The organism is Psychrobacter sp. 1Y6 (genome assembly GCF_052258385.2).
GTDB lineage: Bacteria > Pseudomonadota > Gammaproteobacteria > Pseudomonadales > Moraxellaceae > Psychrobacter.
On the sequence record NZ_JBQQEW020000001.1, the window covers coordinates 2748683 to 2770358 of the forward strand.

The window sequence follows — 21676 nt, forward strand, 5'->3', positions numbered from 1 at the left end:
TGATTGGTACGGTCTATTTTACTAAGGTGCTTTGATATATTATCTCTATATAGATGTTTTAATGAATAAAAATATCAAATAAATACCATATAAATAATTATTTTCTTATATTAGTATTTTTAGTGATAATATTTATAAAAACCGATAGAAAACTTTGCTATTAAGGATATCCTGATATGAGCCATACTTTAGATAATATTGATAAAGCTATTTTAAATTTGCTGCAAGATGATGCGACCCTACCGCTTAAAACTGTCGCAGAGCGAGTGCATGTATCCATTGCGACGGCGCAGCGGCGTATACAAGCGCTGATAGATAGTGACGTGATTACCAAACAAGTAGCCATCGTCAATCCTGACAAAGTGGGCTATGGCCTGACAGCCGTAGTGATGATAGAAATGGAGCGCTCTAATACCTCAATGCAACATCGGTTTGAGCGCTTGATGGATGCGCAATCGCGAATCATGAGCTGTTATGAAGTATCAGGTGATTTTGATTTTATGCTCATGGTCAATGCAAAGAATATGAGCGACTATCATCAGTTCACCCGCAACTTACTGACTTACGAAAATAATGTGCGCAACTTCAAAAGCCAGTTTGTGATGAACTTTACTAAGAGTGGGACAAAAATCACGCTAGATTAATTACAATTAGTTAGTCACAGCTGAAGTTACTTATCATATGACAATGATGATAAGTAGCTAAATTACATATAAACCCTGTATGATATCACCAAATATCTGATGAAAATCAAACTCTAATAGCTGATTCATGAGCCTATTTTTTAGACAAGGAAGCCTAATCATGACTGATCACACAAATGCTGCTAATAAGAATATGCAAGCGTCAATAAAACCGTTAAACCCATTAAATTTAAAAAAGATAATAGCAGGCGCTCTGTTTGCTACGGTACTAGCCAGCTCAGGCTGTGCGACTAGCTCATTGTTAGACAATAGCGGACATGTCACCACAAACACAACGAAGCATATACTGTCTGAAGATCAAATTGTTGCCTTTGGTCGTCCTGCGCAGGCGTTACCAAAAATGCCAAATGCGTCAATGGTTATCGTAGGAGAGAAGAACAGCTACGTTCTCACCCAAGGTGGGATAGAAATGGTGAACTTACTGAGTAACCTCACGCAAAAAAATATTCAAGTGGATAACGACATGAGCTTTCATGTGCCCAATAATGATGGGTACTTCCAAGGTGAGATGAAATTGTCTTATGCTAAATTAAAAGATGAGTTTGGGCGCTCAGACTATCAGTTCTTTTTGCAAAATAACGGTAAAGAGTGCACCTCAGCGAGCGATCAACGTATCAATGCTCAGCGTTTTTGTTTTAGTGTTCCTGTCAAAGGCGCTATCTATCCGCAAGTTAGTAACTTAGGGTTAATTCAGTCAAACTATCGTGCATTGACCAAGCCATATACAGTGAGTTTTTATACACAAACTCAGCAAGATGTCGTCACTCGTAGCGGTCCAAATGGCGCACAGAAGCTAGTACTGCTACCCTTTGCCCTCGCCTTTGACGTGGTTACTTTCCCGCTTCAGTTATTAGATTAGATAGTTAACTATTAGACCGCTCATTGTCTAGTATCAAGATACGTTATGAAAGCTATGTCATGAAAGCTATGTTATGAAAGCTATGTCATGAAGGCTATGTCATGAAGGCTACATTATAAAATATACGTTATAAAAATCCCTTTATAAAAGGCAGGTTATCGAAAGGTTTTCCGTACCCACCTGTAACGTGCCTGCTTAATATCTTAGAATAACTTTTCTACCAATATTTTCGGGTAGTTCTGTTTTGCCTTCTCTGCCGCTCGAAACATCATCTCATCTGCTTCGACAGGGCCTGCAACATCACATAAGCATACATAAGCCAGCTGCATCAAATTATTTAATAGGTGCTCGTTGTCAGGTACGGACGGGCGATTGCCTTCCAAAAATTGACTGATGTTAAGACTATGCCCTTTGAAGGTGCGTTCTTGCGAAACAGTTTGGTGCATGGTCAGAAACAGGTTACGACTTTCTGTTTCTGATAGCTGACTGCGCAGTGCTTCTATGACGGTATAAAATGCCAGAACCAACTCAGAGACAGGGACTGGCGCTTTTATTGCTTCATTATGGCTATTGTGACTGTCAGACTCAATTGTCTGCTGACTGTCCGCTTGCAACGTAGCCCAAAAGCCTTTCCTAATATCGGACTTATAAGCTTGCAGCTCAGGATAGCGCCTTGTCGCATCCAAGACGCACTGTTGCATCATTTTCACAGAGACCGTCGAGTATCGCTGCCACTGTGATTTGAGCAATCGCACCTCTTCAGGATGTAGATAATCGGCAAGCACTTCTGCCATCGCAGTCACAGCTTGGTCTACGGATTGAGTATCAATATTCATCAGCTCGCTCCTATAAATGTCGCTCAGTTAAACTCTTGGAATCAAACATTTGCTTTTGAAACTCAGGGTAACCAAGCTCTGCATGCTCAGTATAATCAAGACCGCGCTGCTCATGTAAGCGGCTGGCTTTTAACCCAAAGCTTAAATCGATAAGCTTATACATCACCAGACCCAATCCCAGCCCCCAGCCTAATGCCACGCCGACACCCAGCGCTTGTACACCAAGACGCGATAAGTTAAACAAATCTCCTGTATAGAATAATCCTGCTGCGAGCGTACCCCATGCACCGCCAAAGCCATGTACTGCCACTGCCGAGACCACATCGTCTACTTTGAATTTTAATAATGCTTGCGACGATAAGATATAAACCACGGAAGCAACCGCACCGATAATAATGGCAAAGACAGGAGTCGTAGTCGCACAACCTGCGGTAATCGATACGAGACCAATCAAACTGGCATTAACACTATCGCTCAGTAAAATGGCTTTGTTGAGCGATCGGGAGATCAACATATAACTCACCACCGCACTGACTGCTGCGACAAAAGTATTGACTGCGATTAAACCAATATTGCCCGTGATAGATAAGGTCGATCCAGCATTGAACCCGAACCAGCCAAACCATAAGATAAATCCGCCAAGCGCCAGTAACGTCATGTTATGTCCTGCGATGAGTCTTGGCGTGCCATCAGGTGCGAAGCGGCCTAGCCTTGGGCCAATAACCAAGATGCCTGCCAATGCCAACCAGCCACCGATAGAATGCACGACAGTAGAACCAGCAAAATCAATAAAACCAAGCTCAGCTAGCCAGCCTGTACCGCCAAAGTAACCACCCCACACCCAGCTGGCAAACACAGGATAAATGAACAAGCAAATCAAACATGCCGCTACTGCATAACCAATAAACGAAACGCGCTCTGCCATTGCACCACTAGCAATCGTCACTGCTGTCGCTGCAAACATCATCTGAAAGAACATCAGTGCCCAGTCCATATTGGATAACGCGACTGGCATAAAGTGGTCCGTGCCGACAAATCCGGAGTGATTGGTACCCATCATCAGCCCAAAACCAACCAAGTAGAACGCCAGACCGCCAATACACATGTCAGTGTAATTTTTCATCATCACGTTTACCGCATTCTTTGCGCGTACTGATCCGCTCTCAAGTAGAGCAAAACCTGCCTGCATAAAGAACACCAATACCCCGCCCCAGATAATCCAAGCGATATTTTGATATTCGAGCAGCTGCGCCACAGTCAATGTGTCAGTCTCAGCAGCTTGCGCGCTACCCATTGCTGTAAACAATACTGTACTTAGCACTAGCCTATTACTTAGCAACAGTTTTAATAATGTCTTTATCGTGTCCAGTCCAACAGATGATGTTCTCATTTTATCTCCAAACACTTATCTATCCGTTCAAATTTTATCGGTGCACTATTTTTACTCATTAATGCACACAAATAAGCCCTAATAAGGGTGGAGCAAAACCTGTGCCAAAACCTATTATTAGAAGTTAAAGAAACTTATAAATATAAGAAAACAAATGACCAGTATCAGCCGAATCAGTATTACGATAATGATGCTTGCGAGGACGTAGCTATAAATTGAAATAGGATAGAGATTAATTCTTAGAAGGAAGTTTTATAGAGCTGATAATGGCCTTTATAAAATTGGTGATGAAACTAACAACGTGACAGTGATAGCTAAGCTATTTTTACTATTATCTTGTTGCGCTAGCAGCTTACTTTGCATGAGCAGTTTATCTCACGCTATCAATAACTTATCGGCAATCGCCCCTCATAGAATAGGTCGCATAGTGAAGGCGATTCATGTTAAAATGAGCGCTTTTAAATTCGCCTTTATTATCATTGGGTAATAAGGGCTGTATTTTTAGTGCCATTTTTCTAATTAACAGGTCCGCCCATGTCTGCCGATACCATCGCCCGCACTGCCTTTAAACAAGGCACCAAGCCACTTTATGATTATGACAAACACTGGGCGAGCTGCTACGAGCCGGCGCCTTATCTGCCGATGAGCCGCAAAGAGATGGACGATCTGGGCTGGGATGCTTGTGACGTCATCATCATCTCAGGTGATGCTTATGTCGATCATCCAAGCTTTGGTATGGCCATCATCGGTCGTCTATTAGAGTCGCAAGGTTTCCGTGTTGGCATCATCGCTCAGCCAGATTGGAAGAGCAAAGACGCCTTTATGGAACTGGGCAAACCTGTCTATGCGTACGGTGTGACCGCGGGCAACATGGACAGCATGATCAACCGCTATACCGCCGATCGCAAAATCCGTAGCGATGATGCTTACTCTCCAGGCAACGTGGCAAACAAACGCCCTGACCGCGCAGCTATCGTCTATAGCCAGCGCTGCCGTGAAGCCTATCCTGATGTGCCTATTATTTTAGGCGGTATCGAAGGTAGCTTACGCCGTATTGCTCATTATGATTATTGGTCAGACAAAGTGCGCCGTAGTATCTTGCTGGATGCGCGTGCTGATGTCTTACTGTATGGTAATGCTGAGCGTGCGATCGTCGATGTGGTACATGGTCTGTCTAAAGGCTATAGCTTTGAGCAAATGAGCAAATTGCGCGGTACTGCTTACTTATTGACCCCGACTCGTCGCCACTGGCAAGAAGATATGACTGAGGTTGCGAGTAATGATGTCGATACCGTCGGCCGTGTCGATCCAATCATCAACCCTTATGTGATGACCGAAGACGTTGATAGCTGTTCAATTGAGCAGAGCAAACCATCGGACTCGCCTGTTGGCCAAGCCATGTCATCAATGTCGTCGCAGTATAGAGGCTTTGTCGCAGAACCAGTTGCCAATAAAGTTATCAACGCTGAACAAGTCGATGAAGAGACGCAAGTGGTACAAATGCGCGGCTTTGATAAGCCAATGACCGCACGTAAGCATAAGCTAAAAATGCCACCACGTGAAAAGACAGTGATTCGTCTGCCTGACTACGAGCATGTCAAATCTGACCCTGTGCTTTATGCTCATGCAAGTCGTATCCTGCATCTAGAAACCAATCCAGGTAACGCCCGTGCGCTTGTGCAGCGTCATAGTAGCGGTGCTGGTAACTCGCATACCTCTATCGACGTTTGGCTCAATCCACCACCAGTGCCACTCTCAACTGAAGAGATGGATTATGTGTTTGATTTGCCGTATGCACGCCTGCCGCATCCAAGCTATGGCGATGCGCGTATCCCTGCTTATGACATGATTAAGTTTTCGGTCAATATCATGCGCGGCTGTTTTGGTGGTTGTACTTTCTGCTCGATCACTGAGCATGAAGGCCGCATTATCCAGAGCCGTTCAGAAGATTCAATCTTGCGCGAAGTAGAAGCGATTCGAGATACTGCACCGAACTTTACTGGTGTGATATCTGACCTTGGCGGCCCAACAGCCAATATGTATCGCCTCAGCTGCAAAGACGAAACGATTGAAAAGAACTGCCGTAAGCCGTCTTGTGTCTATCCTGACGTCTGCGAAAACCTGATTACCGATCATAGTAATTTGACCAAGCTATATCGCAAAGCACGTGATATCAAAGGCGTGAAAAAGATCCTGATTGCTTCAGGCTTACGTTATGACTTGGCAGTGAAAGATCCTGAATATGTGAAAGAATTGGTCAGTCATCACGTCGGTGGTTACCTCAAGATTGCGCCTGAGCACTCTGAAGAAGGCGTGCTATCGAAGATGATGAAACCTGGCATGGGCAGCTATGATCAGTTTAAAGCCATGTTTGAACAGTTCAGCCAAGAAGCTGGCAAAGAGCAATATCTGATTCCTTACTTCATCGCCGCCCATCCGGGTACCAAAGATGAAGATATGATGAACCTTGCGCTTTGGCTCAAAAGTAATGGCTACCGTGCTGACCAAGTACAGGCGTTTTATCCAAGTCCAATGGCGACCGCGACCACCATGTACCATACGCACAAAGATCCGCTACATAAGGTCAGCCGTGATGAAGGTGACATGGATATCGTCAAGTCTGGCAAACAGCGCAAATTGCATAAAGCGTTCTTACGCTATCATGATCCAAAAAACTGGGTACTACTACGTAAAGCCTTACAAGACATGGGTCGTAGTGACTTGATTGGTAAAAACCGTGGTTGTTTGATTCCACCATTTAACGCCAGTTTAGAAGGGCGTGATGCCGCGCAAGATACTTATCAGTCAGCGCGCAAAAAGAATAGCCGTGTTGGCAATGATTCAGTGAAGCGCAGTAATGGCTCGTCAAACAACAGTGCGTCAGCTAAAGGTGCAGCGGGTAAAAACAGTAAGAAGAAAGTTAGCAAAGGCAATTTCCAGACTCAGCATACTGGTCTGCCACCACGTAAAACCAAGTAGTGTTCATAGCAAGTAGTATTCATAGTATAAAAACGCATGCTCAATCTAGCGCGTGTTAAGTAAAATAAAAAAGCGTCTATCAGCCACTCGGTGATAGGCGCTTTTTTATGCGCTAATTTTATAGACGTGCATTTCATAATTAACACTGTTTACTTTTCACCATGTCTCAGATTACAAGTTACATTAGACAGCGGTTGGGTAACGAAGCTAACAGGTAACGAACAATTTCTAACACTGAAATGGTTCGTTTTCGCTACTATAACCCTCATATGCTAAACGCATCATTAAGAACAAGTAAATGACATTAGTAAAAAGCTTTGGAGAGCACTATGAAAATGATAACTAAAATTGCGACTACCTTACCAGTCCTTGCCCTATTGAGCGCTTGTGCGACTACCGCACCAACTACCCCAGATGCAACTGATACGCCAGTTCCAGAAAAAGTAACCGCCGCCTATGATCGTATGGCGCCAGCACCATACACCTGTACCGATGACAGCAAAATCATGGCAAAGCAATCTATTAATAAAGAACAAGTGATGCTCAACGTTACCTTGCCAAAAGTAAAATGGGCCGAGCAGCCAATCATCCTAAACGGTAAAGTGAAAGGCGAAGTCGCAAGCTATGTAAATGACTCAAACCCAGAAGTCGTCTATGCATGGCATATGAAAGGTGACAAAGGTATCTTTGCGATGAAGTGGGCTGATGGTAAAGAATACCAAGTAAACTGCCAAATCTAACCAGTCAAAAGTTGTAATAGTTAAAAATCAGTCAATAGCAGTCATTAAATAGTGGCTGCTTTTTTATGCGTATTCGTTTGATACGCGTATAAAAATGGCTATAAAAATCAGTATCAGATAGATAGTTGTATAGTCAGTTCAATATAATTTCGATACAAGGAAACCGAGTGCAAGTTATACATTAGTATGCTTAGCGAGGATGACGATGTAGCGGATTTATATAGACTTGACTATATAGTTGATTCAATTTAAAAGTGGTACAAGGCAGCCAAGTGCAGATATAACTGTGATACTGCAAGCGAGGTTAACGTTATCATTCTTTTATAGAGGATCGACTATATCAAAACTTGCCATCTGATGTATTTCGCTAGAGAAGCATAAAGAAAGCTGTCAAAATAGCAGATAGAGCAAATCAATCATGACCAATAATCAAAAGGGTAACTCGATGGCAAAGCGTCTGATAAGTATGATGGTAATTGCAACGGCAAGCATGTGGGCGCTGACAGGCTGCGATAACGCTACCGATTCTGTCGATGCCACTGAGCAAACTGCGGAGACAGCAGCAGATCCATCTGCACCAGCAGCCGACACCATCGACTGGTCACTGGTAGATAGCGGTGCAAAGCCTGCTGACCCTACCAATTATAAATATCCGTTTGCGATCGATAGTCAAAACGTCCGAGACTATGCAGATTACTTCAAAGTGGACGCTGCGACCGCTCAGCATAACCTGACGGTGAGCATGGCAAGTAACGAGGCACTATCGAAAGCATTAGATCAGCTGAGCGAAACCTATGTCTCACACGAGCTAACCGATGGCAATGAGATGACGCTTATCATTCATACCACGCCTGATGTCGCTGCCAGTCGCTATGATTATGTGCTGTCTGATGACTTTGCCAAAGGGCTGGTACTACCTATCGTGATTCAGCCAGATGGTAAGAAAGGTGATGTGAAAGCACATGGTGAGATGGCGGAGTAGAAGTTAAGAGAGCAATGACGATCTCAGATTTTCCATAAGTTAGAAGGAGTTATCTTTCAAAATGCTTGTGTTCCTTTGCTAAAATAAGGTGAAAAATGATATTTGGAAATCCAGGAATTACATGTGATGGTACATATAGCAATTTTGCTATTGTCATTGAGCATCTAACAGCAGACTTTTATAGTCTTAATCTATGTATCGATATACAGATGATTCCACCACATCTGGCTTACAATATGAAAAGCATGTTTGTAACTCCTCTTACTGATAGAGATATTTTCGAGAGCCAGTCACCTGCATTATTTCATCTAAGCGATAAAGAATTAATGATTGCCTTAGCAAAACAATATTTCTCTGAGTGGAAAGTAGAAGAGCGTATAAGGTTAGGTCTTCAACCGACACTGTACACGCTAAATAAAATCGAAGAATACGAAGAGAGCTTGTACGATGATAGCTACTTTGATTTTGAAAATTTTGTAGACCATCTTTGGGATATAGAGCCACATGAATATGGAGACAAAGGGTGGTACCCGTTTATTATCAACCATAAAGATGAAACCAAACTCGTCATCATTCATATACATCGTAATCCTAAAAATTTAGACGATTATCCTGATGATTTAAAAGAATATGAAAGATTTTTTAATGCTGATAAGTCGCCTAAACAACCAAAATATTTCGATGAACATTATTGGTCAGTAAAAGTGATCAAGATGAAGACAGCAGAGATGCTTTCAGTTATAGATGAAGCCTATGAGTATTTATTTGGTACTAAAATAAACTGACAAAATGTACACTGGGGTAACGCACGCTTTTTATTTTAATGACTGTTGGGTAAACGGAAAGGATTATTTGAAATCTCAGCAATAATCAAAAATCTTTAAAAATGTCGTTATAAGGGTGTACAAACGCAATCTAGCCACTTGGTTGTTCACCGCCATAGTTGGTATTATGAACCATAATTTGATTAAAACCACCGACACAGTAGGTGTGATAGTCCTCAACTTCGAGATTATATACCGTCGTGGTATAAGGAATATAAGACTCTGTACCATCATCATGAGTGGTGATATTGTAGTTATCGCAAGAAATATCCGTTTTTTGAAACTGACCAAAATTTTTACGAATATTGTCCATATCAAATAGCGTGCCTTTACTTAGGCTTTCCTCCATACCTTCAATATCTTCCACAGCATGAGTATAATAAGGTGTGGCATGCATCCATGCCATATTACCGACCTGATCACTCCCGTACTGGTATAATGGTTTAGCAGCTATCACTGCATAATGATTGCCATTTTCTGGATTCACTAGTATATCCCCAAACGTTAGCTGATCTGCACGTCTCCATTCAGGTATATCAAACAACACTAAATCCTCTGGCGGGCCAACGAGCGAACGATCTCGGTCAGTATGATATCCTTTACCCACGACAATAAAGGGGTGGTTAGGCGTAACACCAACATGGTTTGGTAACATTGCATAATGAACATCCTCTATATCTGTTAGAGCGGGTCTAGTGATATCGATATATCCAACGTACCATATCTCTTTATTTTCAAACTTAAAGGTCCTGGTCACTCGTTTGAAAACAGGCTCCCCGATGCCATTTTCAGGTGCAGATAGCACCTTATCACCTACCTCGATATCTTGTATCTGTTTATAGCTAAACCTATTTGGACCCTCTACTCTGACTGATGTTCCTTTAACAAAATAACCAATTTCGCGCTGGCTGGCCTCTTGTATTATTGTTTTCATAGCATCATCCAATGTTTGCAAGTGGTAGCTACCAGCGCATCTATAAATCTCAGTTGAAGCTAAATCTACTCTCTAACCATAATCAAAAACTCGTCCTCACCCACCACTTTAACGCCGAGTTTTTCCGCTTTGGTCAGTTTAGAGCCAGCCTTATCCCCTGCTAGTAGCGCAGTCGTTTTTGCAGAGATGCTACCTGAGACTTTTGCACCCAGCGCTTGTAGTTTGGCTTTGGCTTCATCACGCGCCATGCTATCGAGCGCACCTGTAATGACCCATGTTTGCCCATCGAGTGGTAGCCCTTCTGATGCGACCTGCTCGACCTTATCCCAATGGACGCCAGCTTCAAGCAATGAATTAATCACTTCGATATTGTGCGGCGCACGGAAGAATTTATAGGTCAGCTCGGCAGTGATTTCTCCGACATCTGGGGTTTTTATCAAAGTCTCAATACTGGCCGCCATCAGGCTATCTAAATCACCAAACTGCTGGGCAAAGTTCTGTGCCGTGCCCTCGCCCACACCGCGTATGCCAAGTGCATAAATAAAACGAGCCAATGTCGTATGCTTGCTGGCTTCGATAGCGTTGATGATATTTTGTACCGATTTTTCACCCAGTTTTTCAAAGGTGACCATCTCATTTGCATGATTGTGCAACTGATAGATATCAGCGACGGTTTTGACCAGACCATGCTCAAAGAAACTAATCAGCCAACTGGCACCAAGCCCATCGATATCCATCGCACGACGTGAGACAAAATGAATAAGTGCTTCTTGCTGCTGAGCTGGGCAAAACAATCCACCCGTACAGCGTGCCAATGCTTCATCTTCTGGCAAGACGACAGGAGAGTCGCAGACAGGGCAAGTCGAAGGTAGCGTGACAGGCGTACTATCGGCTGGGCGCTGATCGTGCCAGACACGAGTGACTTTTGGGATAACATCGCCTGCCCGATGGACGCTGACCGTGTCGCCTGCGCGCACATCTAAACGCTGAATCTCGCCAAAGTTATGCAAAGTGACATTGCTGACAGTGACGCCGCCAACTTTTACAGGTTCAAGCTTACCGACTGGTGTGATTTGACCCGTACGGCCTACTTGCCACTCGATATCGTTTAGACGTGTCATCACCGTTTCGGCAGGGAATTTATAGGCAGTCGCCCAGCGTGGCTCGCGTGATAGGTAGCCTAACTGCTGCTGTAACGCAAGGCTGTTTACCTTGATGACCATGCCATCAATCTCAAATGGCAGATCGCTACGCCCTTCTATTACTGACTCATAATATGTCTGCGCGGCGCGTGGATTTGCTACCACTTCTACGGCGCTGACCGTAAATCCAAGCTCGGTAAGCCATGCCAACGCCCCTGACTGAGTGTCGATAGTATCTGGCAAACCTTGATTGACCGAATAGCCATAGAAAGCCAATGGACGACTGGCTGCTATCGCTGGATCTAGCTGACGTAAGCTACCAGCGGCGGCATTGCGCGGATTGGCAAAGGTTTTGCCTTCATTCTCTTCTGCTAAGCGATTGAGACGCTCAAATCCTGCCTTTGGCATTAATACTTCACCGCGCACTTCTAACAATTCAATATCAGCTGCATCGGCTATCCATAGTGGTAAGTTACGAATGGTTTTGGCATTTTGAGTAATATCTTCACCTGTCTGCCCATCACCGCGCGTGACTGCTTGGACAAATTTTCCGTGCTCATATTTCAGTGAAACCGCCAGCCCATCAAGCTTTAGCTCCATCTCGTATTCAGGGTTTTGCTGCGAGTCGCTGAGACGGTCATTGACGCGGCGCATAAAATCGCGCAAATCATCATATTCAAAGACATTGCCCAGTGATAGCATCGGAATGTCATGAGTGACTTGGGTAAAGGCAGATAACGGCATATCACCGACTTGATTGATCGGACTGTCTGGCTGCACTAAATCTGGATACTCTTCTTCGATCTCAAGCAACGAGCGGCGTAATTGATCGTACTCGCTGTCTTCTAATATCGGATTATCGAGCACGTAATAGGCATAGTTATGCGTCTTAATCGCTTCAATAAGCGCACGCATTTTTGAGACAATCTCTGTATTATTATCCGTACTACTATCGGTAGGACTGGGTATATTAGAGGTCGCAGGTGTTTGGTTTTCTACTTGAGCAGATAGGTTTTTAGAATTATTTGATGAGGTAGAGTCAGTCATAGTCGGCGTCTTTTTCGCAATTCAAGATGTCGATATGATAACAAGTTTGTAGGAAGCTCGGTATAGTCAATCCTATATAAATCAAATACTATATCAAGCTTGCTCAGTCTACTATGGTTAGAATTTTGCAGAAACTATAGCTCATTAAAAAAGGCAAATAACGTTAATCGCTATTTGCCCTTTTTATAATTTCTGATATTAATCAGCTTTTAACTTTTGTAGCTTTTAGCCTTTAAACTGCTAACCCTCATAATCACGAACTTGGTTACGTAGCTGCTGCTTGTATTCAGGCGTGATTGGTTCGTTCTCTTCATCAAGCATAATCGCGTCAAGGTCGCTTGCCATCATATAAGCAATGCTCATCATGCTATCGAAGCTACGCACGGCCTGTGGATGTGGCAACGACAAGAATACGACGACACCGTTATAAGTGTTGGTCGCCACACTATGCGGATCAAATGGCGCAATACCACTATCGGTAATGCCCATCATGCTAAACCACAACATACCCGTACCGTCTTTTTGCTCATAGCGATGGAACATATTCATCGCGCCATAGCGTAAGCCGTATTTATCAATCAACGCTAGCAGGTCACGACCACGGATAATCGCCGCTGGACGATCGCGATATTGGTGCGGCAAGATGGTGATATTAATATTGTCTTTAGCATTGATCAACGGGCCGTTTTGCGCATCATCACCTGACTCTGATAGATGCTGATCCAGTATCGGGCTATTGTCATCGAAGCTTGGCTCTTCTGCCGTATCGATAGTTGGCATCAGGCTATCGGTCGCTGACATTAGGCTAGAGAACGCATCAGGCTCTTGCTCGATATGCATCTGATCGGCGACTTCTACAAACTCAGCACTATCGGCACGGCGTTGCTCTTCTTGCCAGCGCGCATAGTCTGCTTCATCGATAACGTCATGATCGTCAGCTGCTACATGGTCACGATCAGCCGTTAGTTGAGCGTCAACGTTGGTATGCGCTTGCGTCAATGGCTCTTCTTCAACGACGGCATCCAAGTAGCTACGATCTGGACCGATGCTCGTCTCGCCTGCGACTGTGTCATCGAGATCTGGCTGATCGACGATGTTGCGCTCGTGACGCGGTATGATCGGAATACCATTTTTATCATAATTGACCGCAGCAGCTTCGGTAGCACCGCGGCGCTTAAAGCTACGAATGACCATAAACAGCCCTGCGAGCACGATAAACGCGGCAATGGCAATCAATATAAACTGAATAACGGTCATGATAAATACATCCTAGTATATATAACAAAAGGGAATACACAAACGAGCATAAATGGCAATATTCTAGCATGGCTGACCTATATCGTCACCACATTGTGTACTTTATAACCAGTATGCTGGACTGAGGTCAAGCTTATTTGCATTTATGCCAATTGATTGATTATATTTGCATCGCACTGATTCTCATAGCACTTTTAATGTCAGCTATTTCACGCTTAGCTCTCTACGTAACGCGCAGCTTCATCGAGCGACACACTGACGAGTGTAGAAATGCCCGCACTTGGCATGGTGATACCCTTTAGTTCATCAGCAATTTGCATTGTTAATTTATTATGGCTGATAAAGATAAACTGTAAATCATCTGCTAGCTCATGAATGAGACTGGTAAAACGCGCAACGTTGGCATCATCGAGCGGTGCATCGACTTCATCAAGGACACAGAACGGTGCGGGATGCTGCTTAAATATCGCAAAAATCAAACTCAATGCAGTAAGGGTTTTTTCACCGCCCGATAATACCGCTAAGCGACTGTTGCGTTTGCCCTTGGGCTGCGCCATTAACGTCAGCCCTGCCCGCCACTGTTCGGACTTTGGCGTATTGGCTGGCATCTCGTCAGTGTTCAACGTCAGGCTAGCTTGTCCACCGCCAAAGACTTTGGCAAATAAATTGGCCAGCTCATTATTGACCGCATCAAGTGTCTGCATAAACAGTGTCTTGGTCGTCTCATCAATAGAGGCAATCGCTTCAGTCAATGTCTGCATACTGGCCGCGATATCTGCCGTCTGCTGTGCGAGTGGCTCTAGGCGTTCGTTTACCTCGGCCAACTCTGCGACCGCTGCTAGATTCACTGGCCCAATCTTACTCAACTGCTGGGTCAACTTGGCGCGCTCGGACTCTAGCTCAGCGATTTTGTCTGGACGGACGCGGCGATCATGAGCGATGAAATCTGCTAGCAAGTTTGAGACGCTCATGCTTTGTTGCGGTTGCTCTACTTGCGCTTTATATTTATGACTTACACGATAATAAGCATCTAAAGCGCTCTGCGTGTGTGCGCTAGCATCTTCCAAGCGCGCCGCACTCAGTGCCAGCTCAGTAGCATGATGGCCAAGCTCGTTTTGCTGCATTTGCAATGTATTTTGCAATGTATCAAATGCTGTCTGCTGCTCAGCGTACGTTTGTTTTAGTGCTGTTAGCGCAGTATCATGCTCGTTCAATAGCACTTGCTGCTCATCGCGCGTTACCTGTGCAGACTGCAAAGCTGCTTGTAGCTCCGGCAATTTGGCCTGCTGCTGATCGTGACGCGTCTGTAGACTTTGCTCATTCTCTAACGAGTTGTCGTGTTGCTCAGTCGCACGAGCCAGACTACTAACACTATGCTCCAAGCGCATCTCGTACTGCTGGATACGCAGCTGCAATGCTTGCCACGCGTCATCATCAGCTTGACGCGCGCGGTTTAGCTCGCTGCGCTCAGCTTGTAGTTGCTGAGTTGTCGCTCGTGCCTCTGCTATTTGCGGGGTAAGCGTAGCGATCTCGCTTTCAATGTGCTGTTGTTCTTGTTCAAGGGTTTGTTGCTCTTGTGCCAGTTCTTGCTTTTCTTGCTCAAGTGCTACTTTATCAGCGTTCAAGCGTTGGCTATCCGCTTGCAAGCGCTCAGCGTTGGCTCGCTCGGTCGTCAGTTGCTGCTGGTATTGATGCTTATCACGGGTTAACTGCTCAGCTTGCGCGCGCGTTTCTTCCAAGCTAACTAACAACGCATCATAATCGCGCTGGTCTTTGGCGATAGACTTTTGCTGATCTTGTATTTTGGTTTCAAACTCATCAAGCAAGTCTTCTAATGCTTGTAGACGCGTACGCTGTTGCAGACGCTGCGTGAGGAATTGACTATTGCTATCGTTTTGCTCATCCTGTGCACCAGCGAATTTGCTTAAGTTAATCGTCCCATGACGACTGATTAGCCAACCATCTGTGGTAAGCAAAATAGCAGACGGCGGTAATGACTTTAGTACATCAGTAAGTGTATCAACCTCATGCTGCTCATTGGTCTCAAGCTGCGCTTTATATATATAACATTGCTGCCAAAGCGCTAATGTAGGCTGTCTAATCAACTGCGATAATGGCAACACTTTATTAATCAAATTTTCTGACAATTCGCTGACAAATTCTTGGTCACTAATATCACTTTTCGCAGTTGGCAACCATAAGCTATGACCTGTCTCTATTAGAGTTTTATCTTTTGCACTGGCAGGCGTATTTTGTGCCGTCTGATAAGTCAGTAAGTCTGCAACGTCATGCTCAAGCACTTGCCAGAGGCTATCAGTTTTCTGAGAAATGCTATTAGCGTTGTTAACGTCTGATTGCTTGATTTGATTAGCTTGTTGGTTAGCTTGTGGATTAGATGTCAGCACATGGCTGTCTAGCCATAATGCCAAGATACTATCGAGTAGCGGCGCATGCTCCTGCCCTTTGGCACTCAGCTCAATCTGCTCACGTAACGTCGCGATGGCTAACGGCTGATGATATATGCCATTGCTATCTGCATTATCTGTCGCAGTAGTTTGGGTCTTTGCTGATTGCTGTTGTGTAGGTTTCGGACGCAGTATTTGATGCAGAGTATCGTATTCGCCTGCCAGCAGCGCATGACGCTTTTCATTATCGCTCAGCTCGCTCTGTTGTGCGTTTAGTCTCTGCTGCAAGCTATGCGCTTGCGGTTGTATCTCGGATAATCGTTCATCGACGGCTTCGCATTGACGCTCAACCTGCTGCAACTGCGTATTTAACTCAGTGACTTGCTGTTCTAGCACTTGATTGAGATCTTGCGCATTATTCGTCTTACTCACATCAGCACTGTCAGATGCAGATGGCGCTATAGACTGCTGTAATTGCTGCCACAGGTTTTGCCAGTTTTGCTCGCGGCGTTGCCATTTATCATGATTTTGCTGATGACGCTTTTTTGCTTGAGCGTTAATAGCTTGCTGCTGTTCAAGCGAACGGGCTTCATCATGTAGGCGTGACAGATTGTTTTGCGCGTCGTGCCACGCGCGCTGTAGTGGCTGCTCATTGCGCTTATAGTTGTCGCGTTTATCTGTTAGCTCAGTCAGCTGCGGACGTAACGTTTCTAGCGCTTGATTCTGCTCAGCTTGTTCAGCGTTGAGCCGTTCGATATCAGCGAGTGATTGCACACGCTGCTGAGCCAAGCCAGACAGTTGCTGCTCGATAGTAGTCAGCTGTGACTTAGCATCGCTCAATTGATGTTCCGCTTGTTGATAGCCGAGCTGCTGCTGATAGTGAGCGCTTTGGGCATCGTCTTTGAGCCATTGCTCTTGATTGATGCGAGCAATGAGCTTATCTTGCTGAGCTTTGAGCGTGTCATAATCGGCCTGTAGCGTCGATACTTCAGCAGCACTACGCTCATGCGCTACTTTCTGCTGTTGATGCGTTTGCTTGGCTTGATAAAGCTGCTGAATGGTGAGCTGCTGCTCGATATCAGCCAGTGTTAAGGCGAGCTCTTCGTAACGCTGCGCACTAGCTGCCTGCTTAGACAGTGTCTTTTGTTGACGCAGTAATTCGCTTTGCATATCGTGCAAGCGCGCTAGATTGTCTTTTGTTTTTTCTAACTTCTTTTGTGTTTCTTCACGGCGAGCCTGATAGCGTGAGACACCTGCCGCCTCTTCGATAAACTCACGCAGCTGCACAGGACTAGACTCAACAATGCGCCCAATCATACCTTGCTCAATCACCGCATAGCTACGTGCGCCAAGCCCTGTACCTAAAAACACATCGACTACATCGCGGCGACGACAACGCGTACCATTGATAAAATAATCTGAGCGGCCATCTTTATTTACCTGACGGCGAACCGATAACTCTTGGTACAAGTTAAACTCGTGGCGAATACCAGTCTGCTCATCTTGGGTATGCTCAAAGGTTAGCTCGACACTGGCGACACTTTTGGCTGTCTTATCCTGCGTACCAGCAAAGATAACATCACTCATCGCCCCGCCGCGTAACTGCTTGGCCGAGGTCTCGCCTAGCACCCAGCGGATGGCATCAATCACATTGGATTTGCCACAGCCGTTTGGCCCGACGATAGCGGTGATACCATGACGAAAAGTAAAAGTGGTTGGATTGGCAAAGGATTTGAAGCCTGCCAGCTTTAGAGATTTTAAACGCATGAAGAGTCAATAAACTTAGCAAAAACAGGCGGCTATTCTACCTGAAATTGTGCTGGGTTTTTAGGGTTAAACTGCTAAGTGCATAAACGATTTTGATTCAAGGCTTTGATGGAACCCTCGTAACAGTTTTTGCTCCACTTGGCAGACGTTATTTTCTGCTAAGTAGCGATTATTAAACTCGATAAAGGCTGACCAAGAGATACTTGCCACTTCTAAATGATCGACTATCTCTAACAGCTCTGGTCTTAGCAAATGCTGATACTTCCTTGGCCGTTTATGACACAGAGCCAGCTCCCGATCTACGAGCGTTTGCTTGTTTTGCTTTAGCGCGTCACCACCGATAAATAACAGCAAAAACTTTGCCCCTTTATCGATAAAGCCTTTTTCTAATAATTGCTCATACATCAAGCAGTACTTTAGGATTGGGTCTGGGTTTTTCCGACCAGCGAGTTTTAACTCATTGGCTATCAGCACATTCGCCTGATGGTTATAGGCTAGGTTGTCCATATACATTGCTTTTAGCTCTGTACTGTTTTCAAACATACCGCTATTACCATGTGTCGACCATGATCCACTCGGCTCAAAGCTGATAAATTGCTGATAAAATAAGTTCAGATAAACATCACTGCACAAACTCAAAAAGATATCGAACTCTTTATTGAGATAGTCTTCAGAAAAAAACGTTACGCGGCGCACGGCTTCTCTCGCATTACAGATACCCATCGTCTGCGTTGAATACGTCTCTAGCTGCTCAGTTTCATTCATTTTTGTATTGAGCTTTTTGATGACTGATTGCTCAATCTCTTCTATATTTTTGTTCTTTAACTCTGGGTGAGTCGTCCACTCAATGATTTGGCGTATATATTGCTTTTTAGTGATGCCTAAAATACGCTGCGGCTCCCATGCCAAAAACTCTACCATATTAGAGAGACCCGTCGTCCATGATAACTGGTCTTTTAGATGATTCATTGAGCCGAAAACACGGCGGTATTTTTCTGCAGCTTTCATACTAATAATGTCTCACGATTTGCTTACTAATTTTATAAAAACTCATTATTGCTATAAAACACCCAATCCACTCAATAACAACTGCCCTCCAGCAAATATCAATAATATGCCAAATGCACGCTTAAGCATCAGCGCAGGTAAGATATGAGCGAGCTTGGCGCCCACTTTTGCCATTGCAAAACTGGCGACTGAAATAAACAAGAATCCTGTGACATGGACAAATCCTATCGTGCCCTCAGGTAGATTGACCACGTCTTGACCGAACCAAGCAAACCCTGCCGCCCCAGCCAAGGCAATTGGTAGACCGCATGCTGCTGATGTGCCGACCGATTGCTTCATCGGAAGCCCTGCCCAGTTCAAGAACGGTACGGTCAAGCTGCCGCCGCCAATGCCAAAGATAGAGGACGCCATACCTATACCAGTACCAGCACCAAACTGGATACCAGCCGATGGTAACGGTTTCCCCACCTGTTCTTTATTCGAAAAGAACAGCATTTTTAGAGCGACTAATAGCGCACCGAAACCAATGATAGCCTGTAGAGCTTGCCCATCAATCATATCCGCGATACCAGCGCCGACCAAACTACCGACAACCAATCCAAGCGCCATCTTGCGCCATACTTCCCAGCGCACCCCGCCGCGCTTGTTATGGGCAGTCAATGAGCTGATTGAAGTTACAACGATGGTCGCCAATGACGTACCAATGGCCAGATGGGTGATTACTTCTGGCGAAAAATCATATGCGGTAAAAATCCAAACCAATGCGGGCACGATAATCATGCCACCGCCGACGCCAAACAAGCCCGCGCTGACACCCGCAAACGCGCCTGCAATCACAAACCACACATATAACATCATAGAACGAACCTTTTATAATACTGACTGGCGCTATAGTACTCACTAGCGCTTAGGCGTGCTTAATTGTATTTGCCAAATCTCAGCGTGACCTTTATGCTGTTTACTCGATACTGTCTGACCGCAACAATCGCTCAGTATATCAAAGTTTCCTTTAACCACATCGACTAAACTTATGCCGCCACTCACTAGTTTTTCTCCCTATTTATCCGAGCTCAATCACCGTCATGTGGCTAGTAGCGCCTCGACCAATAGCGAGCTGATAGAAGCCTTGCAAAACGGGTCGTTAGATGTCGCCACCGTACATGTTTTGACCGCGGAAACCCAAAGCGCAGGTCGTGGACAGCACGGGCGCTCGTGGCAATCACCGCGTGGTAATGTCTATCTGTCGCTATATCATCCTGTGCATATGCCAATCAGTGGCTTGCTATCGCTAATCATTGGTCTTGAGCTGGCAAAAATGCCCGTCATTCAAACGCTGAACGAGCAACTACAAGCACAAGGACTGACGCCAATTGGGGTGAAGTGGGCAAATGACTTGGGGTTTTATCCCACTCAAGAGGCTCATCTTGTACCATCGGATAACGCCGCCGCGAATCAGCGTACACTACCCTTTAATAAACTGGCTGGGATTTTGATAGAGCCAGTGACGAAAGCTGGCAGGCTGGTCGGTGTGGTGCTAGGCATTGGCTTAAACGTACAAGCAGCACCAAAGCTCACCACACAAACGTCTGAAGGTATGAGCTACCAAGCGATTAGCTTACAAGACATTAATGAGAGGCTGCCTTTAGAGTCACGGTCTGCGAGCCTACCAGATCTACCAATGCTCTATCAGCAGATGAGCAAAGCATTGATGGCGGCGATGACACGCTTTGAGCACTTGGGCATAGAACAGCCAACGGGTCATACTTATTATTTGGATAGTTTTTTGGAGCAGTTTGCGATGATGGATGCGCTATCAGGTCTTCGCTTACGCGTCACGCAAGACTATAATAACGAAGAAAAAGTCATAACGGGAATCGCTTGCGGTGTCGACACACATGGCTGTTTGCAATTGCGCCAAGATAGCGGTAAGATTTCTACGCTTTTTACTGGACGCATCGACGTTATTTATTAGGCTTAGACAACTATATTGATGAACACCATCATTAACGAGCACTATATAAAGGGACTTTTATGCTCTGGCTTGATCTTGGAAATACCCGCCTAAAATACTGGCTAACCGATGATATCGGACAAATAGTCGCGCATGATGCTAAGCAGCATTTGCAAGCGCCTGCCGAACTACTTATGGGTCTGACAGATCGTTTTGAGCGTTATGCGCCTGACTTTATTGGTATCTCATCAGTATTGGGTGACAATCTCAATGCCAAAGTATCAGAGACACTCAGTCGTTTGAATATTCCGTTTGAGTTTGTCCATGTCGATGCAGCACATGCGCTGATGAAAAGTGCTTACAATGATCAGCAGCTCGGCTGTGATCGTTGGCTACAGATGCTCGGTGCGGTCGATAAGAAAAAACGTCAATGTGTGATTGGTTGCGGTACAGCAGTGACCATTGATTTGATTGATCATGCTGAGCATTTGGGTGGTTATATCTTTCCCAGCATCTACCTGCAACGTGAATCACTGTTCTCTGGTACTAAGCAAATCACTATCTCGAACGGTACTTTTGATAGCGTCAACCAAGGCTTGACCACTCAAGACGCGGTACATCGCGGTATTTTGCTCTCTATCGTCGGCGCGATTAATGAGATTAGCCATCGTCACCCTAATTTTGAATTGATTATGACAGGTGGTGATGCACCCATTATCTCCCAGCATGTTAATCGCCCAGTGCGCTTACGTGATGATTTATTACTAAATGGTTTGGCAAGATACTTTGATTATCGCAATAAGTCTTAACCGCTTATAGATAATTCGGTTTGACGTTGACATGAAAAAAGC

16 protein-coding genes are annotated in these 21676 nt (G+C 44.9%); 8 read left to right on the forward strand and 8 right to left on the reverse strand.

Features of this window, described 5'->3' with window-relative positions:
• Positions 1-176: 176 nt before the first annotated feature.
• Positions 177-644: an Lrp/AsnC family transcriptional regulator gene (locus ACTXGF_RS25215; protein WP_443533525.1), complete on the forward strand. Its 468-nt coding sequence runs from the start codon at positions 177-179 to the stop codon at positions 642-644.
• Positions 645-804: 160 nt separating this feature from the next.
• A complete protein-coding gene (locus ACTXGF_RS25220; RefSeq protein ID WP_397476500.1) occupies positions 805-1563 on the forward strand; it encodes a YidX family protein in 759 nt (252 codons plus the stop codon).
• A 203-nt stretch (positions 1564-1766) separates the two neighbouring features.
• Here the strand turns inward: ACTXGF_RS25220 and ACTXGF_RS25225 are convergent, their stop codons facing one another.
• Together ACTXGF_RS25225 and ACTXGF_RS25230 are read right to left on the reverse strand one after the other, a co-directional pair.
• Positions 1767-2399, reverse strand: coding sequence for a hypothetical protein (locus ACTXGF_RS25225; protein WP_443533523.1), 633 nt, complete (start codon positions 2397-2399; stop codon positions 1767-1769).
• A 10-nt stretch (positions 2400-2409) separates the two neighbouring features.
• Complete coding sequence (locus ACTXGF_RS25230) at positions 2410-3693, reverse strand: ammonium transporter (protein WP_160021158.1); 1284 nt, start codon at positions 3691-3693, stop codon at positions 2410-2412.
• Positions 3694-4323: 630 nt separating this feature from the next.
• Between ACTXGF_RS25230 and ACTXGF_RS25235 the strand changes: the two genes are divergently transcribed.
• The 4 genes from ACTXGF_RS25235 to ACTXGF_RS25250 all read left to right on the forward strand — a co-directional run bounded on the left by ACTXGF_RS25235 (position 4324) and on the right by ACTXGF_RS25250 (position 9275).
• Entirely contained in the window at positions 4324-6768 is a 2445-nt protein-coding gene (locus ACTXGF_RS25235; RefSeq protein ID WP_443533521.1) for a YgiQ family radical SAM protein, read from the forward strand.
• 329 nt (positions 6769-7097) lie between these two features.
• A complete protein-coding gene (locus ACTXGF_RS25240; RefSeq protein WP_101204281.1) occupies positions 7098-7508 on the forward strand; it encodes a hypothetical protein in 411 nt (136 codons plus the stop codon).
• A gap of 418 nt (positions 7509-7926) precedes the next feature.
• Complete coding sequence (locus ACTXGF_RS25245; protein WP_394124449.1) at positions 7927-8490, forward strand: hypothetical protein; 564 nt, start codon at positions 7927-7929, stop codon at positions 8488-8490.
• 95 nt (positions 8491-8585) lie between these two features.
• A complete protein-coding gene (locus ACTXGF_RS25250; RefSeq protein ID WP_443533520.1) occupies positions 8586-9275 on the forward strand; it encodes a hypothetical protein in 690 nt (229 codons plus the stop codon).
• Between the two features lie 130 nt (positions 9276-9405).
• On the opposite strand, the gene ACTXGF_RS25255 is transcribed toward ACTXGF_RS25250, so the two are convergent.
• From ACTXGF_RS25255 to ACTXGF_RS25280, 6 genes are all read right to left on the reverse strand, one after another.
• Positions 9406-10248, reverse strand: a complete 843-nt coding sequence (locus ACTXGF_RS25255) for an intein-containing protein (RefSeq protein ID WP_522885868.1) — start codon at positions 10246-10248, stop codon at positions 9406-9408.
• Positions 10249-10313: 65 nt separating this feature from the next.
• A complete protein-coding gene (gene ligA / locus ACTXGF_RS25260; protein ID WP_522885869.1) occupies positions 10314-12437 on the reverse strand; it encodes an NAD-dependent DNA ligase LigA in 2124 nt (707 codons plus the stop codon).
• A gap of 240 nt (positions 12438-12677) precedes the next feature.
• Complete coding sequence (locus ACTXGF_RS25265; protein ID WP_443533517.1) at positions 12678-13694, reverse strand: cell division protein ZipA; 1017 nt, start codon at positions 13692-13694, stop codon at positions 12678-12680.
• A gap of 215 nt (positions 13695-13909) precedes the next feature.
• Positions 13910-17866 carry an AAA family ATPase gene (locus ACTXGF_RS25270; RefSeq protein ID WP_443533515.1) on the reverse strand — a complete coding sequence of 1319 codons (3957 nt, stop codon included), beginning with the start codon at positions 17864-17866 and terminating at the stop codon, positions 13910-13912.
• Between the two features lie 66 nt (positions 17867-17932).
• Entirely contained in the window at positions 17933-18874 is a 942-nt protein-coding gene (locus ACTXGF_RS25275) for a hypothetical protein (RefSeq protein ID WP_443533514.1), read from the reverse strand.
• A 51-nt stretch (positions 18875-18925) separates the two neighbouring features.
• Positions 18926-19729, reverse strand: a complete 804-nt coding sequence (locus tag ACTXGF_RS25280; protein ID WP_443533614.1) for a sulfite exporter TauE/SafE family protein — start codon at positions 19727-19729, stop codon at positions 18926-18928.
• Positions 19730-19904: 175 nt separating this feature from the next.
• Here ACTXGF_RS25280 and ACTXGF_RS25285 point away from each other — a divergent pair, with 175 nt between their 5' ends.
• Complete coding sequence (locus tag ACTXGF_RS25285) at positions 19905-20846, forward strand: biotin--[acetyl-CoA-carboxylase] ligase (RefSeq protein WP_298808499.1); 942 nt, start codon at positions 19905-19907, stop codon at positions 20844-20846.
• A 59-nt stretch (positions 20847-20905) separates the two neighbouring features.
• Positions 20906-21634, forward strand: a complete 729-nt coding sequence (locus ACTXGF_RS25290) for a pantothenate kinase (RefSeq protein ID WP_443533512.1) — start codon at positions 20906-20908, stop codon at positions 21632-21634.
• The last annotated feature ends 42 nt before the right edge of the window (positions 21635-21676 follow it).

Excerpts from the sequence above, each read along its gene's own strand:
- ACTXGF_RS25215 (WP_443533525.1), top strand. The coding sequence starts at position 177 with ATGAGCCATACTTTAGATAATATTGATAAAGCTATTTTAAATTTGCTG.
- ACTXGF_RS25220 (WP_397476500.1), top strand. The coding sequence starts at position 805 with ATGACTGATCACACAAATGCTGCTAATAAGAATATGCAAGCGTCAATA.
- ACTXGF_RS25225 (WP_443533523.1), bottom strand. The coding sequence starts at position 2,399 with ATGAATATTGATACTCAATCCGTAGACCAAGCTGTGACTGCGATGGCA.
- ACTXGF_RS25230 (WP_160021158.1), bottom strand. The coding sequence starts at position 3,693 with ATGGGTAGCGCGCAAGCTGCTGAGACTGACACATTGACTGTGGCGCAG.
- ACTXGF_RS25235 (WP_443533521.1), top strand. The coding sequence starts at position 4,324 with ATGTCTGCCGATACCATCGCCCGCACTGCCTTTAAACAAGGCACCAAG.
- ACTXGF_RS25240 (WP_101204281.1), top strand. The coding sequence starts at position 7,098 with ATGAAAATGATAACTAAAATTGCGACTACCTTACCAGTCCTTGCCCTA.
- ACTXGF_RS25245 (WP_394124449.1), top strand. The coding sequence starts at position 7,927 with ATGACCAATAATCAAAAGGGTAACTCGATGGCAAAGCGTCTGATAAGT.
- ACTXGF_RS25250 (WP_443533520.1), top strand. The coding sequence starts at position 8,586 with ATGATATTTGGAAATCCAGGAATTACATGTGATGGTACATATAGCAAT.
- ACTXGF_RS25255 (WP_522885868.1), bottom strand. The coding sequence starts at position 10,248 with ATGAAAACAATAATACAAGAGGCCAGCCAGCGCGAAATTGGTTATTTT.
- ligA (WP_522885869.1), bottom strand. The coding sequence starts at position 12,437 with ATGACTGACTCTACCTCATCAAATAATTCTAAAAACCTATCTGCTCAA.
- ACTXGF_RS25265 (WP_443533517.1), bottom strand. The coding sequence starts at position 13,694 with ATGACCGTTATTCAGTTTATATTGATTGCCATTGCCGCGTTTATCGTG.
- ACTXGF_RS25270 (WP_443533515.1), bottom strand. The coding sequence starts at position 17,866 with ATGCGTTTAAAATCTCTAAAGCTGGCAGGCTTCAAATCCTTTGCCAAT.
- ACTXGF_RS25275 (WP_443533514.1), bottom strand. The coding sequence starts at position 18,874 with ATGAAAGCTGCAGAAAAATACCGCCGTGTTTTCGGCTCAATGAATCAT.
- ACTXGF_RS25280 (WP_443533614.1), bottom strand. The coding sequence starts at position 19,729 with ATGTTATATGTGTGGTTTGTGATTGCAGGCGCGTTTGCGGGTGTCAGC.
- ACTXGF_RS25285 (WP_298808499.1), top strand. The coding sequence starts at position 19,905 with ATGCCGCCACTCACTAGTTTTTCTCCCTATTTATCCGAGCTCAATCAC.
- ACTXGF_RS25290 (WP_443533512.1), top strand. The coding sequence starts at position 20,906 with ATGCTCTGGCTTGATCTTGGAAATACCCGCCTAAAATACTGGCTAACC.